At 53.6% G+C, this 16345-nt stretch carries 12 protein-coding genes; 4 read left to right on the forward strand and 8 right to left on the reverse strand.

Annotated elements, in window-relative coordinates; all coding sequences use genetic code 11:
* Window positions 1-306 precede the first annotated feature (306 nt).
* Window positions 307-1155 (reverse strand): 3-hydroxybutyryl-CoA dehydrogenase, encoded by an 849-nt coding sequence (locus K9N21_03200; GenBank protein ID MCF8142906.1) that lies wholly within the window; start codon window positions 1153-1155, stop codon window positions 307-309.
* 464 nt (window positions 1156-1619) lie between these two features.
* Between K9N21_03200 and K9N21_03205 the strand changes: the two genes are divergently transcribed.
* Window positions 1620-3869, forward strand: a complete 2250-nt coding sequence (locus tag K9N21_03205) for a molybdopterin-dependent oxidoreductase (protein ID MCF8142907.1) — start codon at window positions 1620-1622, stop codon at window positions 3867-3869.
* 335 nt (window positions 3870-4204) lie between these two features.
* Here K9N21_03205 and K9N21_03210 read toward each other — a convergent pair whose 3' ends face one another.
* The 6 genes from K9N21_03210 to K9N21_03235 form a co-directional block, all read right to left on the reverse strand.
* Complete coding sequence (locus tag K9N21_03210; protein ID MCF8142908.1) at window positions 4205-5878, reverse strand: 4Fe-4S binding protein; 1674 nt, start codon at window positions 5876-5878, stop codon at window positions 4205-4207.
* On the reverse strand, window positions 5879-6790 hold the full coding sequence (locus K9N21_03215; protein ID MCF8142909.1) for a DUF362 domain-containing protein: 912 nt from the start codon (window positions 6788-6790) through the stop codon (window positions 5879-5881). It lies immediately after the preceding gene.
* Between the two features lie 44 nt (window positions 6791-6834).
* Complete coding sequence (locus tag K9N21_03220) at window positions 6835-7497, reverse strand: NAD(P)/FAD-dependent oxidoreductase (GenBank protein MCF8142910.1); 663 nt, start codon at window positions 7495-7497, stop codon at window positions 6835-6837.
* Between the two features lie 259 nt (window positions 7498-7756).
* Window positions 7757-8680 (reverse strand): MORN motif-containing protein, encoded by a 924-nt coding sequence (locus K9N21_03225; protein MCF8142911.1) that lies wholly within the window; start codon window positions 8678-8680, stop codon window positions 7757-7759.
* 103 nt (window positions 8681-8783) lie between these two features.
* The gene (locus K9N21_03230) at window positions 8784-9221 is read right to left on the reverse strand and encodes a hypothetical protein (protein ID MCF8142912.1); all 438 of its coding nucleotides are present in this window, start codon (window positions 9219-9221) and stop codon (window positions 8784-8786) included.
* Window positions 9222-9282: 61 nt separating this feature from the next.
* Window positions 9283-10515, reverse strand: a complete 1233-nt coding sequence (locus K9N21_03235) for a lytic murein transglycosylase (GenBank protein ID MCF8142913.1) — start codon at window positions 10513-10515, stop codon at window positions 9283-9285.
* 725 nt (window positions 10516-11240) lie between these two features.
* On the opposite strand from K9N21_03235, the gene K9N21_03240 reads away from it, so the two are divergent.
* Both K9N21_03240 and K9N21_03245 read left to right on the forward strand, forming a co-directional pair.
* Complete coding sequence (locus K9N21_03240; GenBank protein MCF8142914.1) at window positions 11241-13502, forward strand: ABC transporter permease subunit; 2262 nt, start codon at window positions 11241-11243, stop codon at window positions 13500-13502.
* Window positions 13502-14590 (forward strand): amino acid ABC transporter ATP-binding protein, encoded by a 1089-nt coding sequence (locus K9N21_03245; GenBank protein MCF8142915.1) that lies wholly within the window; start codon window positions 13502-13504, stop codon window positions 14588-14590. Before K9N21_03240 ends, K9N21_03245 begins: the two co-directional genes overlap by 1 nt.
* Window positions 14591-14604: 14 nt before the next feature.
* On the opposite strand, the gene K9N21_03250 is transcribed toward K9N21_03245, so the two are convergent.
* Window positions 14605-15720, reverse strand: coding sequence for an MBL fold metallo-hydrolase (locus tag K9N21_03250; GenBank protein MCF8142916.1), 1116 nt, complete (start codon window positions 15718-15720; stop codon window positions 14605-14607).
* Window positions 15721-16114: 394 nt separating this feature from the next.
* Here K9N21_03250 and K9N21_03255 point away from each other — a divergent pair.
* Window positions 16115-16345 (forward strand): hypothetical protein (locus tag K9N21_03255; protein ID MCF8142917.1); only part of this gene is annotated, 231 nt, incomplete at its 3' end.

Below are 16345 nucleotides of genomic sequence, written 5' to 3' on the forward strand. Positions count from 1 at the left end.
CGCCGTTGCAGAGGGACCATCTCGCAGAGGCGTCGATATCAGATGACCTCGCAAAAAGTTAATTCATTACCGCCTTAAAAAATACCATATCAGAAGATGGGACAATTTGCAAACCGTCCTGAATCAGCGTTCCTCTCACCATCAGATCAAAGCGACATTGCCGGCCGAAATCTTTTCACATTAAAGGCACAAAGGCCTAAGGATTTATTGTTTTGTCTGATGGGGTTTTAACCTAAAAGGCGTTAAAACTCCATCAATTTCGGACATTTAAAATGCGTATCGCTTCAGCCCGGTTTCGGTTGCTTCCTAATACTGGTAAAATCCTCTTCCGGTCTTTCTGCCCAGCCACCCTGCATCCACATATTTTCTCAAAAGCGGGCAGGCCCGATACTTACTGTCACCCAGTCCGCGATGAAGGACATCCATAATCGCCAGGCAGGTATCCAGCCCGATCAGATCGGCCAGGGCCAGGGGCCCCATCGGGTGATTCATGCCCAGTTTCATTATCTGGTCGATATCCTCGGGCTTGCCAACCCCTTCAAAAAGTGCGTACACCGCCTCATTGATCATCGGCATGAGTATCCGGTTTGCCACAAACCCCGGGAAATCATTGGCAGGGACAGGGGTCTTGCCCAGTTGGAGCGCCAGATCTCTCGTGGTATTGAAGGTATCGTCTGATGTGGCCAGACCGTTGATGATCTCGACCAATTTCATCATGGGAACCGGGTTCATAAAATGCATCCCAATCACCGCCTGCGGTCTCTTGGTCGCAGCCGCGATCTTGGTGATGGAGATGGAAGAGGTGTTGGAAGAAAGGATAACCCCTTCTCTGCACTGGCTATCCAACTCTTCGAAAATTTTCAATTTCAGCCCCTCGTTTTCAGTGGCCGCCTCCACTACGAAATCGGCCTTGGACATGTCGGCCAAAGCGGTGGATCCCTCTATTCTCCCCAAGACAGCGTCTTTGTCCGCCTCCGACATCTTTTCCTTCTTGACCATGCGAGCGAGGCTTCCTTCAATGGTTGAAAATCCCTTTTCCACGAACTCGTCTTTGATATCATTCATGATCACCGACAGCCCGGAGACCGCGCCGACCTGAGCAATCCCGGAACCCATCTGTCCGGCGCCCACAACACCCAGAACCTTGATTTGCATCCTCTTATTCCCTCCTTTTCTCGTATTTCTGATTTGACGAAAACTTACATCGAAATCATGCAGATCACAAGCATAAACTGATGGGGTCTCCGGGTATGAGGCCAACATGGCACCGGATTCCCATTTGTCACCGATGGCCTTTATCTGCTTTGGCACCTATTTCAGACGCCATTGACTGTTTTGCCGATGTCAAGCCACGGGCTATCGCCTTTACCCTGAACCATCCGTCAGCCGTATTGCCGTTGGCAAAAGGCAAAGCGCTTTCTCTCTGGAGGCCGAAAGGCGTGAGAAAGACCATTTCCTCTTGGTCCGATCCATGGATACACGGCCTGAGTCTTTGGAAATCCTTCAGCTGGAATATAAACTCACCCTGTGATATAAGGCAGTGGTGAGAAGACCATCGCTACTCAACCATTGCTCACCCAATATGCCGAGGTGCACCCATGACCACCCATTCAAAAGACATGGAAGGATTGCGCATTGCCTATCGCACGTGTCCCTTTTGCGAAGCCACGTGCGGATTGGAGATCACCGTCCAGGACGGCCGTGCCGTAAACGTCAAAGGAGATAAGGAGGATGTGTTCAGCAAGGGGTATCTCTGTCCAAAGGGTGCGGCACTGGCGGATCTCCATTACGATCCCGATCGCTTACGCCACCCGATGATAAAGAGAAACGGCCGTTGGAAAGAGGTGGGCTGGGACGAGGCATTTGCCGCGGTCGAATCCGGTCTGATCCCCTTGATGGACAAGTACGGCCGCGATGCGGTGGGTGTGTACGCAGGCAACCCTTGCGCCCATACCATGGCAGGGACGCTTTGCATGAAACCGATGCTTAAGGCGTTGCGGAGCCGGAACATCTTCAGTGCCAGCTCAGTGGACCAGATCCCCAAACACGTCTCCAGTGGCCTGATGTTCGGCCACCCCGGCACGATTCCAGTGCCCGACATCGACCGCACCCATTTTCTGCTGATACTGGGGGCAGACCCGCTGGAGTCAAATGGATCGCTCGCCACGGCCCCCGACTGGCCCGGGCGGTTGGGCGCCCTTAAGCGACGAGGCGGCAAGCTGGTGGTTGTGGACCCTCGCACCAGTCGAACCGCCAAGCTGGCGAACGAGCACCTCCGCATAGAACCCGGAGGAGATCCGTTTCTGCTCATGGCATTGATCCGGGTCTTGTTTGAAGAGAATCGGGTCAATCCCGGACGGCTCTCCGATCACATCATCGGAGTGGACGCGGTGCGCGATCTCTGCAGGCCGTTTTCCCCTGAGGCCGTGGAAAGCCGCACGGGCATTGATGCCGCTATGGTGTACCGGACAGCGAGGGAACTCGCCTCTGCACCCTCTGCGGCGGTATACGGCCGCATGGGCACGAGTACCGTGACATTCGGGGCGCTCAACCAATGGCTCATCGACACGATCAACACCCTGACCGGAAATTTGGATCGTCCCGGAGGGGTCATGTTCCCCACGCCGGCGCATATGCCGCGCTGTAACCGTCCGGGGGGAAAAGGGTGGACCCTGGGAAGATGGAAAAGCCGGGTCAAAGGTCTGCACGAGGTCATGGGCGAGCTGCCGGTCTGTACCTTGTGCGACGAGATTGAGACCGAAGGAAAAGGACAAATCCGGGCGTTGGTCACCGTGGCGTCCAATCCTGTGATCGCACTTCCCAATTCGGCCCGGGTAGCCCGGGCCTTGGCCGATTTGGACTTCATGGTGTCGGTGGACTTTTACCTGAATGCGTCCACACGACACGCAGATGTGATCCTCCCCCCCACCGGACCTTTATCCACCGCGCAATACGATTTTGCATTCTACAATCTGTCGGTACGAAACATTGCCAACTACTCCCCCCCTGTGATTCCCAAGCCCGATGACGAGAGGGACAAATGGGAGATCCTCTATGGCCTGGCCATGATCTTCGGCGGCCAGGGGGCTTCAGCCAATGCCGCGCAGATGGATGATTTCATCATCAGCATGATGGTGGATGGGGTAGCTAAAAAAGAGGAATCACCTTTTTTCGGCAGGCAAACGGAACTATTGGAGGCCATGAAAGATCTCCGAGGTCCGGACCGGATGCTGGACTTCATGCTTCGGACCGGGGCCTATGGTGACGGCTTCGACGCGAATCCCGGCGGTTTGTCATTGTCCAGGTTGAAAGCGCATCCCCACGGCATAGACCTGGGATCTCTTGAGCCCCGAATCCCAGGGATATTACGAACCCCCTCAGGCAAGATCGATCTGGCGCCACAGCAGATGGGTCAAGACGTCCAGCGGCTTATTGAAGCCATGAATCGTCCTGATTCCCATGGGCTGGTCCTTGTCGGACGCCGGCATCTTCGAACCAACAATTCATGGATGGCCAACATTCCCTCCCTCGTATCCGGTCCCCCCCGGTGCGTTCTGCATATTCATCCGGAGGATGCATCTCGTGCCGGGCTTGAAAATGGAGATACGGCGGAAGTGAAGAGCCGCATGGGACAGGTAGCGGTCCCGGTCGAAATTACACCGGACATCCGGCCGGGAGTGGTCAGTCTACCCCATGGCTGGGGCCACGATCTCCCCGGCGTGCGAATGGATGTGGCCAGGGTCCATGGAGGAGTGAACGCCAATTTACTGAGCGACGATGAATGCTTTGATCCATTGTCCAACAATGCGGTGCTAAACGGAATACCGGTGGAGGTGTCGTCTTCACCGAATCAAGACAAGGCGTCCTGATCTTCAGGGTTCCGTGGAATCAGCTCGCATTTTTTTCCTGCCGGGCCGTCGACGAGGGTGTGGCCCCACCTTGATGCAGCTCTTTGAGAGACCCCCACGGGTAAACTTCTCCACACGTTGCAGAGAAGTCATCACCAAAGAATCTAAGGGCCTAAAGCGGATAACCGCAACCGAAACGGCTGTGTGCTGTCCCGTCATTCCGGCATGCCCTTAGCCGGAATCCAGTCCGTCGTATTTCTGGATTCCGGCCAAAATCGTGCCGGAATGACGGAAGGCTAAGGGTGCTGCCGAAGGATGGCCATATTTTCTTGTTTTTCATGACAGAAGACCAGGTACTAATATCCCCTGTCAAATCCCGGCGCCAGTTCTTCCGAGCCATTCTCAGCCTCCCCTTCGGGGCTTTCAATTTCCCCGCCGGAGACGCCCGGATAGGGTTTCGGCTGGAGGCCCTCTGTTGGCGGTCTAAGTGAGAGGTTGAATTTCCTGATTTGTCCTGCTTCGCGGTAAGAGCCTGCCTGAAGGCGGAGCGCGTTCATGGGAGTGACCACAATGGCGGCCTCATTGGTGACCGGGCAATAATGCTCGCAATACCCGCAGCCGGCGCACCGGTCTTCCTTCACATGGGGGACCGGATAGGGGAGATCGGCAATTTTTTCAAACTCGATGGCATTATAGGGACAAACCTCGTCGCAGACCATGCAGCTTTTTTGGTGCTCCCAGGCCAGACACTTCTGCCGGTAGATAACGGCTGTGCCGGTTCTGGCCCAGACGCGCTCCCCTGCTGAAAGCGTCCGTATGGCCCCGGTGGGGCATACCTCGCCGCAGATGGTGCATCGCGGATCGCAGTATTTGCGATCAGGCGTAATGGCCGGGCTGAACATGCCCAGGAATCCAGCGGCAAACCATATGGGCTGAAGCGTATTGGTGGGACAGGCCCGCATGCATTCCCCGCAGCGCACGCAGGCGGCACGAAACATCGGTTCAGGTATCGCCCCCGGAGGCCGGATCAGCCGGGCGGGCTGGACCCAGCCTTCGGTCTCTTTTCCCGAAACAGCATGCAATCCGGTCAGGCTTAGCGCAGCTGTTCCCATACCCGCTGCCCCGGCCATCAGAAAGTACCGGCGGGAGGTTGATACCCCGGTTTCCCGCGCCATATGAGAACCGGGACGCGCCAGAAGGCTGAATTCAATGGCCTCCTGCGGGCAATTGGCTTCACAGGTCCGGCACGAGATACAGGCGGAATGATTGGTGCGCTCCGGATGGAGGCGGTCAATGGCCCCCATGGGACATTTTTGTGCACATATGCCACACCCGTTGCACTCGTCGCTCACCCTGCGACGAAGCAGGGGTTTTCCGGCGGCCACAGCCAGGATGCCGCCGGCCGGGCAGAGATATCGGCACCAGAACCGCGGGGTGATCCAGCCGGCCGCAAATATCAGAATAAAAAGCACCAGCACGAAAAACTGGGCGGTAAAGCGCGAGGGATGGATTTCCGCAAACATGAGGCTGCGGATATCCAGCCAGCTGGCCAAAGGGTAGAGGAACACCAGGGATTGATCGGCGATCAGTTCCGTGACCGGATAGACAACCAGGCCGTAAAAGCGCGTGATCAGCGCCAGAGGGGAAGCCCAGGACACCAGCGACACCCCTGCCAACCCTGCGCCGACCAGGAATACAAGGATATAGCGGTTTAAACGGGGGGAGAGCCTTTGGGGCGAACGCTCTGTTTTTCCGGTGGGTCTTGGAATGCATTTATCAGAGAAATCGAGGGTCGTGCCCATGGGGCAGATATAGCCGCAGAAGACGCGGCCGAATAATAATGCGGAAAGGACGACGATCAAGGCAGGAAGAAACAGCCAGGTCCACATACGGGCGGCAATAGCTGTTATCCCCACAAGTGCCGGGTCCATGCGAAGAAAAAGATCCGCTTCCTTGATGTGGCCGGCCCTTGCCAGAAGCGCCAGGAAGATGATCAGGAAGATCAGTTGGGCAGCGCGACGAAAGCTCATCTATACCGAAATTTTTCTGACATTCAGGTTTTCAATGTCCATCCGGCCCAGGCCGCGCTCATGGGCCAGACGGATATGCTTGATCTGGGATGGGGCGTATGTCCGGCCATACCATTCAAATGCGGAGACCGCATAGGCATCCGCCGCCACCATGTCGGTGGCTGCGATAATGGTTTTCGGTTCAATTACCTTGCCGGGACCGCCCGGGCCGCCGGTGGTCAGGACCCGGGTGGCATCAATGATCACCAGCTGGGGGGTCAACAGCGATACCAGATCAACGATGGTCTCATGAAGCCCCCGCCGGTGCATGGTGCTCCGATCCCGTATCAGGCCCATCATCCCTTTCATGGAAAGGCTTACCCCTGCGCCGGAATGGGATTTTGCCACCGGTGCGGCAATCAGGACATCCGCCGAGAGCACTTCTTTCATGACGTCGGTGGTCTTAAGGGTCCGGCCGTTGGGGATTCCCACTTCCTTGAAACTGCCGGGCCTGGACACCATATGGACCATATCCTTTTCCAGGGATTCACAAGCCGCGAAAATTCCCGATGCTTCAAGGCACTGTTCCGCGGGAGCCAGGGGGTTGTCCAGAACCAGCACCCGTGCTGCGCCGGCCTCCTTGCACATGGCGGCAATGGTTTTTGCTACCAGCGGATGGGTGTTGGAGGCCTGTTCCGGCGATACGGCAAAACTCATATTGGGCTTAATCACGACGCGGTCGCCTTTTTTGACAAATTTTGAAATTCCGCCCAGCATTTCCACGGATTTGCGTACCGCGGCCTGAACCTCTCCTTTGACCACGGCGACATCGGTTTTTTCTCGGGCAAACAGTCGACCCGGTAACATGAAAGGAGCACCGATGGTCCACAGCATGCCGGCTGCCTGGTATTTTAAAAAACTGCGTCTGTTCATGGATTTCATCAGGCGCTCCTTTAACTGTTAAGGGTTGGGGCCATTCAAAGGACCGCTGCTTTCAGGGCATCTATGCCGATTCGATCCATGAACCGGGCGGTGCGTTCCTTTTTTTTGCCATTGGCGGCATAATATTCCAGGCATTGTTTGACGAGATCAATGACCTCCTCTTTGCCCAAATCCTCGGCGACCACGTCACCGATACGGGGCCGGCCCCCGCTGTTGCCCCCGAAAATGAGGGTCCACCCTTTTTTCGTTCCCAGGACCCCCACATCCCGTACGTAGCTCTCGCCACAGCACATGGGACACCCGGAGACACCGAATTTCACCTTGGCAGGAAGTCCCATGCCGATGAACAGCTTTTCCAATTCCATGCCCAGGCCCAGCGAATCCTGGACCCCTAAACGGCATACCGCCGTCCCCGGACAGGCCTGTGCATAGTGCACACAGAGTTCAGTGGCCCTCCCCACGTCCATGCCCAGGTCTTTCCAGGCCGGGGCCACGTCCTCCTCCTTGAGCCCCACCAGGGCCATGCGCTGCCCGGAGGTAATCTTGACCACCGGAATCTTATATTTTTTAACCACCTGCGCAATGGACTCCAGGACCTCCGGGGTAACGAGCCCCAGCGGTGTCCTGGGAACAATAGCATAGGTTTCTCTGTCTCTCTGCAGAATGGCACCGTCAAGATGTTCAGCATGTTCAGTCATACGAAAGCCTCCTTTCAAAAGACCTGTTGATTGACTTACGATACCCTACTTTATCATACGGATAGTCGTTGACTCAAGTCATGGAATAATGCGTCTTTTAAAAAGCGGTTCTCTTTGGCGGGAAATGCATCGAATGATCTGGAAGTCGGATCATTTCCGGGTCCCGGATAATACCCCATTCGATTTTTCAGCTCCCATGAGCCTTCTTTCTCGTCCGGACGGGTGTGGCAATACGGCGCTTGGGTAGCAGCGAGTGGGTTCAAGGATTTTGCCCAGCAGGTGGACTATCCTTGAATTCTTCTTCATGTCTTGTACCCCCGGGACGGGTGTAAGTTCCTTGTCCATGGGGTTTACCATCTTTCCATTCACCGACATATGTTGACCCATCAGGAAGGGTAAATGTCCCTTGTCCATCAAACTCATCCTTTTTGAATCCACCGACATACGTCGCGCCGTCAGTATAGGTTCGAGTTCCGGGTCCATGTGGCTTATCTTCTTTCCATTCCCCTACATACGTGGACCCATCGGAAAAAGTGTAAGTCCCTGGCCCATGTTTATTCCCCTCTTTCCATCTCCCTTCATATTTTTCATTATCAGGATACGTCCAGGTTCCGTATCCATGTGGCGTGAAGTTTTTCCATTCCCCTATATAGGTTGAGCCATCCGGATAAATCCACGTTCCTTGTCTGCGTGATGCCCCATCCTTTCTCTCCTCTATGCATGTAGAACCGTCAGGGAGTCTGTAAGTCCCTTGTCCACATTTATGACCATCCTTCCATTCACCTTCATATCTTTCACCGCCGGGGTAGGTCCAAGTTCCTTTGCCGTGGGGGTTACCGTCTTTCCACTCCCCTGCATAAGTCGACCCATCGGAAAAAGTGTAAGTCCCTCGTCCACATTTATGACCATCCTTCCATTCACCTTCATACCTCTGACCGCCGGGGTAGGTAAATGTCCCTCGGCCATTAAATCTACTTTCTTTAAATTCCCCTGCATATTTGCCCCCATCAGGGAAGATGTAAATCCCTTGTCCATGGAGATGATCATATTTCCATTCCCCTACATATGTTGACCCGTCAGGATGGATCCAGGACCCTTCTCCATGTTTACAGCGCCTAAATTCTTTCCATGACCAACCGAAGTCCCCGTCATATGTGGAACCATCAGGATAAGACCGTTTCATCTTTCATCTCTTCTTTACAGGAGTTAATTTTGTGGGAATCAATAAGGAGATAACCGGGGGCTTCATAGAAGAAGGAGGAATGGACTTATATGGGTTGCTGGATTCACTTTTTATCTTGGGCCTTATCATCCTTATCATCAGGATATATCCAAATCCCTTTGCCGGTGGTTGAACCGTATTTGAATTCCCCCTTGTATGTGGAACCGTTGGCATATGTAAATATCCCCTGTCCATCAAATTTATTTCTCTTCCATTCACCTACATACTTCCCACCATCAGGGCACATCCAGGTTCCATATCCATGAGGTCTGTTGTCATTCCATTCACCGACATACGTGGAACCTTCAGGACGGATTAACGTTCCCTGTCCACATCTCTTTCCCTTCTTGAATTCGCCTTCATATATTGAACCATCTGAAAAGATGAATGTCCCTTCTCCATTCTTGCAATTCCCTTGAATACACGTTCCACTCCCGAAACTGGTGACAGGAATAAAAACCATTAATAGCGAAACCATTAAAGTCCCTAATTGTAAAATCATATTCATTTTCCTCACTTATGTATATTTCTAAAAGATTTAAAAAAGTTTTAAAAGACCACGGTTATAGATGTTCTGCCAAGGCCAGAATCGTATTTACATAAGTCGTGTTGCGGTTATAGCGGTAAAGTGCTTTGCGAGCACCCATCCCCTTTTTCCAGCCATGATGCCGCAGGAAATTGCCCATACTCGGCAATGCATCTTCGGCCGTAAATAAATCTATCTTGCCGTCCCCGTCTCCATCAATACCATATATCAGCGCGTTTGTGGGCATAAACTGACAGATCCCGATTGCACCATACTTGGAGCCTGGAATGTCTAATAGATTCAATTTGTTACCTTCAGCATATCTGAGCAGTGCCTTCAGTTCTTTATAGGCCCAATCCGCTTTCTGTTGACACCGTTTTTGAAGCCAGCCGCGGAACCTTGGCTTGACCGGTTGATTCTTGAGAAGAGGCTCAATTTTGCTGAAATCCGCACATGCCGCCATACTCGACAAGGTCGCAAATGCGCCCTCCTCCCCAAGATAGTTTCCGACGCGTGTCTCCAGGGCGAGAAGGCTAACCGCCACCTTAGGAGAAATGCCGTATCTTCTATGCACTGACCGCAAAAGGTCCTCATTCAGCGCAAGGAAATCTTTGGCTTCTCTAATCCGTTCGGGTTGTAAAACGCTTCTATAAACCTTTGGCCCTGTCTCCATGGGAAGGTCCAGATGCATAATATTCGGAGGGGCTTTTCTGAGTTCACCTTCCAACCGCCGGAGCAGATCTTCGGCGGGCGTTCCATCGAGCGGGAGTCCGTGCACATACTGGAAGGCGATAATGGCCCTTCGGGTCTTGGCCCCTATTTTTCCGTCTATGGGACCAGGCCTGTAACCAAGTACTGCCAGTCTCTCCTGTATAGGTTTGATTCTTTCTGCCCGAAGTTTTGCCGAATGCAATTCATTCATTTTATGGACCATCGGCGATGGGTCAAAGATGATCTCTGGTTGGGAAAACAGATCACGAAGTTCATATTGATCAAAGCCATCTGACGCCAGCCTTTCGAGTAACCGGCTCCACGTTTTCGTCACAAAGGAGTTTGCCTCCGAAGAATCAGACGCTGACGTGACGCCGGCTGATACCGAAGGGCTACCTGCATTCATCCCTGAAATTGAAACATCACCTTCAATATGTCCGGTGAACGCTGTCTGCACCTCTTTAGAGGTTTTCTTGACCCCTGCCGCTACATCTGTAACCAGAAAAAAGGTGAAACCGCACAATGCCACGACCTTGAATGATGTCGACCGCCATCCCATATGTTTCTCCCACTGGTGATCTTTCATTTCGGGTGAGGGAAGATTAACATGAATCCTTACGCTAAATTTAGGAAAAATAGTCCAGGCTTGAAAACGGGATTCATTTGAGAAGTCTCAATTCGCAGGTCGGCCCAAATTCAAGCCCGAGCCAACACGACAGGATAATTCTATGCTTTCAATAAATATGGACGTAATTTATCACATATTATATCTCAGTGCAACATGAACGGGCTGCCTTTTCAAAAAAGGATTGGTTCCACCGGAGAAAGAGGGGTTGATTGAAGCCGGACGCATCACTTTTTCGGCTGTGATGGATGACGGGCAGACGATCGATCCCAAGCCGATCGCTTACCTTCGACAAAAAAGGCGTATATGTGCGGACTTGGACCGGCCATTTCCGGCCGGATTCCCCAGATGGCAGGGTCCCAATTTTCTTGACTCACAGACCGAAATTCGGTATGGTCTGCGCCGCGAAATGCACGTTCCATGACCTCGCCTCCGCCCTCGCAGAACTCGACCGCCACTATATGAATGTCAGGCAGGAAGCGGCAATCCGCCCGGGCAGAATCTATCCTGCCTTCTCCAAGGACACCGACGAAAAATTGCATGCCAGCGTGGACTGCCGCGGCACATAATGAGATCGTCGCCAGCGGCGGGCGCAAACAGATACAGGCCAGAAGGATGTCACCAATTTGACTGATAGAGGATCCCCGCTGAATAGAATTATGAAAAAGACTCTCTGTTTGTTTGTCTTTATTGCCGTTTGCCTGCTGACCGGATGCGGCAAAGACGAAACCGGCATCACACATCTATCCATGTTAGAGGGAGGGAAGACGTTCGCCGTTCCCACCGGAACGGTTGCCGACCAATTTGTGTACCGCCGGTTTCCGGATGCCAAAATCGAGTATTATAACAGTGCCCTCGATTGTGCCCTGGCCGTTCAGAGAGAAAAGGCGGACGCGGCAGTTTACGATAAGCCGATCCTGAAAAACATAGCGGCCAAAAACGAGGGGATCGTCGTGTTGCCCGAGCTGCTTGAGGTCGACAATTACGGGTTTGCCGTGCAGCTCGACAATATTCCCCTCAAAACCGCCATCGATGAGACCCTTGCGGAGCTGAAATCCAACCGCGGCTATGACGATATGCTGAAGCGCTGGTTCCCTGTCAAAGGGGCGCCCGCACCCATGCCCGCCATCGACCTGTCGGGAAGTAACGGGATATTGAGATTCGGAACAGCGGCGGTCACCGAACCGATGTCGTTTCACGATGCCCACCGGAACATAGTGGGGTTCGACGTGGAATTTGCCATCCGGGTGGCCTTTAAGCTCAACAAAAAGATCGAGATCACGGATATGGAATTCGGGGCACTGCTCCCGGCACTCATCTCAGGCAAGGTCGACATGATCGGCGCCGGCCTGTCCATCACCGAGGAGAGGGCAAAGAAAGTCCTCTTCTCCGAAAGCTACTACCCCAGCGGCATCGCCGCCCTGGTCAGGGGGGATGCCCCGGCGCCCGTCAGTATAGCGGGCAGGAAAATGAAAACCGTTGACGACATCAGAGATAAGACCATCGGCGTGATGCTGGGCTCGGTGTACGACACCTATGTCATGGGCACCTACCCTGACGCGCGAGTCCTCCAGTACCAGAGTATTTCCGACCTGCTCATGGCCCTAAAATCGGGGAAGATCGATGTCACCTATTTCGACCAGGTGTCAGTGCCTGAAATGCTCAAGCTGAATACCGATCTCGACATACTGGCCAAGGATATCTTCAGCATCCCGATCGCCGCGGGGTTCAACCGCGACAACGACGCGCTCCGTGAGCAGTTCAACGCCTTTTTAAGGGAAATCCGATCGAACGGGGTATATCAGGATATGGTTGCCCGCTGGATGGAAGAGGGGAACATGGATATGCCTGAGATAGAAGGCGCCAAAACCGAGGGCGTCCTGCGAGCCGGGGTGGTAAACGACATGGGCATGCCCTTCGGATTGGTCCGTGACGGCCGGCTCATCGGGTTCGACATCGAGCTCTCGTCACGCTTCGCCGCCTATACGGGCCGCGAATATGTCCCGGTGCCCCTCCAGTTCGGCAGCCTCATCTCCTCCATCTCCACCAATAAAATCGACATCATCACGGCCTCCATGTCCATCACCGAGGAGCGGAGCCGGATGATCGATTTCAGCGATCCGTATTTCGAATCCGGCGTGAGCCTCATCGCCCGAAAGGATGCCCTGGATCCCTCGGTCGCCGGTGCGGCTGAAGACCGGACCTCCCGGACACCCTTTCTGGAAAGGGTGTCAGACAGCTTTTACAGCAATATTATTTTGGAAAAGAGATACCAGTTGATCCTTGACGGATTGCAGGTCACCATTGTCATCTCCATCTTTTCAGCCCTCCTGGGCACCCTGCTGGGCGGGCTCATCTGCTTTATGAGGATGTCCAACCTGAAAATCCTTTCCATGACCGCCGGCCTGTACATCTCCCTTCTCCGGGGGACCCCCGTACTGGTGTTGCTGATGATCATCTACTATATCGTCTTCTCCTCAATACACATCAATCCGGTATTGGTATCCATCATTGCGTTCGCTCTGAATTTCGGCGCATATGTATCCGAGATGTTCCGGACCTCCATCCAGAGCATCGACACCGGGCAGAAGGAGGCAGGCATCGCGGGCGGCTTTACCAACACTCAGACATTTATCCATATTATTGCCCCCCAGGCCTTGCGCCACCTCCTTCCTGTGTATAAAGGGGAATTTATTTCCCTGGTCAAGATGACCTCCATCGTCGGGTATATCGCCGTGCAGGATCTGACCAAGGCCAGTGATATCATCCGCAGCCGTACGTTCGACGCCTTTTTCCCGCTGATCATGGCGGCCGTCATCTACTTGGTAATCACCTGGCTGTTGACAAAGGCCCTCGGCTGTATTGAGATTTCGGTGGCTCCAAAGAGAAAACACATGATCAAAGAGGTGCAGGCAGGCTGATGATACAGGTAAGACATCTTTCGAAATATTTCGGGGATCTCGCGGTCCTTAAGGATATCAGCGTGAATATCAAAAAGGGAGAGATCATTTCCATCATCGGTCCTTCGGGGACCGGGAAAAGCACCTTTCTCCGCTGCCTCAACCTCCTGGACAGCCCCACCCGCGGCACCATTCATATCGACGGCATCCCCCTGCTGGATAAAGGCACGAATGTCCCGAAAGTCCGCCAGAAAATGGGGATGGTCTTTCAGTCGTTTAATCTTTACGCTCACCTTTCCGTAATGGAGAACCTCACGCTGGGGCCGGTCAAACTCCTTGGGAAGAAAAGGGCGGAAGCCGACCAGAAGGCCATCCAACTCCTTAAACTGGTGGGCCTTGCTGAAAAGGCGCACGCCTATCCGGATGAGCTTTCCGGCGGGCAGAAGCAGCGGGTGGCCATTGCCCGCTGTATGGCCATGGAGCCTGAGATCCTTCTCTTTGATGAACCCACTTCAGCGCTCGACCCGACCATGGTCAGCGAAGTGCTTGCCGTGATCCGCCGTCTGGCAAGAGAAGGCATGACCATGCTGATCGTCACTCACGAGATGGAGTTTGCCCGCAACCTGTCGAGCCGCGTCTTGTATATGGATGAAGGGGTGATCTGTGAGGAGGGAACCCCTGAGGAGATATTTGACCGTCCGCAAAAGGAAAAGACAAAGGCATTCATTAACCGGATACGCAGTTTTCATTACCGGATCACCAGCAGGGATTATGACCTGTACGCGATGCAGGCGGAAATGGAGGCATTCTGCGACAAACATATGCTGTCAAGGAAGGTGACCGGGCATGTGCTGCACATGGCGGAAGAGGTTTTATGCCTGCAGCAGGATTTTTCCGATATCCAGATCAGCCTTTCCTATTCTGAAAAAGATGGGAGTGTGGAGCTGGTCTGCGTGAGCGGCGGAGCACCGGTGAATCCACTTCTGGAGGGTGTTGCAGAGGATGATATCGGGATCAGACTGATCAATGCCAGGTGCAGGAGCGTGGAGTACCGGTATGAGAACGGAAAGAACATCCTGGTATTGAAAATCAAAAAGGAAATGGAGTGAATCTTGAAAACGCGTCACTCCGATATCAGCGTCTGAAATCGGCGAGTACCGGAGGTTTCATACTGGTGGCGCCCGATTTCAACCAGATCTCCCCGATCCACCAGCAGCTCACAATGACTGAGGATTTCGTTGGTCGCCATATGCTTTCCCGGCCCTTGGAGAAGTGATGGGTCAAAATGCCGCTGGACGATCTCTTCTACTGTACCATGGCCGTGGGAGACAATATCGAGGATGGCTGCACACCTCTCAACATGGTGTCCAATGAGTTCATCGATCCGCTCGGTCAAGTTGACCACATTCCATTGTCCCCCATAGTAAAACCGATGCGCCGGAAGCACCCGCATATCCGGATGCGTCATCCCCAGGCGCCTGAGTTCCCCTAAGGACTGGAGATAGCGCTGAAGGCCAAAAATATCGGCTGCGTTCGGGAAATCATGTTCCAAAACACCGGCGATCCCGCCGTACATCTCCAACCGGGTGGGCCATGGGGTGATCTGGGGCAGAAGGATATCACCCACGATAATCGCCTCTTCGCCCAGTATGACGGCCAGACAATCGGGGCTGTGGCCGGGCAGATGGGAGGTGACAATGCCGGCACCCAGACTGTTGACGCCGCTGCCGACCACCTCCACTTCAATGTGTTGCAGCATACGGTGGTATTCCAGACAGTTGACCGTGTAAAAGGATTCCGGCATAAAGCAATGCCAACACTTTGCCGGAAAGTGCCGCTTGTAGTCGGCCGGGGCCAGTTGTGGGTACTGACGGATCAACAGATCGTATATGCCATGCGCCCTGACCTTCAGCGACGTCATGGCCACCAGTTCGGCCAGCCCGCCGTCGTGGTCTTCATGGCCGTGACTGATCAGCACAAACCCCAGATCCGACGGCGCCACCCCTACAGTCTTCATCATCTTCAGCAGTTGCCCGCCCTGGCCGTACCGGCCCGCATCCACGAGAAAGGGGGTGTCGGACATAACCAGGTAGTTCCAGGTCGGCCCCAGGTCCCAGTTGCCTGAATAAAAATTCTGTGTGGGAAGACCGAATATGTCGAGCCCCGAAGGCAGCCGAAAGCGCACCACCATGTTGTTTCCGCTTTTATCCCCATGTTGGATAATGTTCTTGTATTTCAAAGAATTGTTCTCCTCATCATTAATATTGGCAAATGGCTGGGCATACTCAAGACCGTATCCCCTGTTTTTTGACTATATATCGCATAGAAATTCAATTACAGGGAATTTTCAAATGCATTGGAAAAAATGCCAGATTTACGGCCAGATCTGAAACAGCTCAAAGAGCCTCTGCCCTCTCCCTAACGCCCAGACTATATATTAAAATGAAACTTCTGTTCCATTGCACCCGATATAAAGATAGAGCAGGGCGTGCCCTCATGTAAATGACCGCCACCCTGTGAAACAGCGGAAAACACCATGACTTGATCAGAAATATTACAGGATGCAATCCGCCGCAGGCCTCAATAGGATGAGGAGGATGTCCCATAAGACCTGAAACAAAGGAGACACTATTATGAATCGGCAATTGATTAAACATATGTGCATGTTGGCGATCCTGGCCGTGATGGGGACGGGGCCGGTGTCACTCCGGGCTGCAGGCGCCCGGGAAGAGGCCCCTGATGTTGCCAAGGGAGTGGATATACTCACCCACGGCCCCATACATGAGGCATTTGCCGAGACCGTTTCATTCGATCCCGAGGCCGGCATCGTCGTACCGAAAGCGCCGCCCAATGCCATCACCGAA

Source organism: Deltaproteobacteria bacterium, assembly GCA_021737785.1.
Classification (GTDB): Bacteria; Desulfobacterota; DSM-4660; order Desulfatiglandales; family Desulfatiglandaceae; genus AUK324.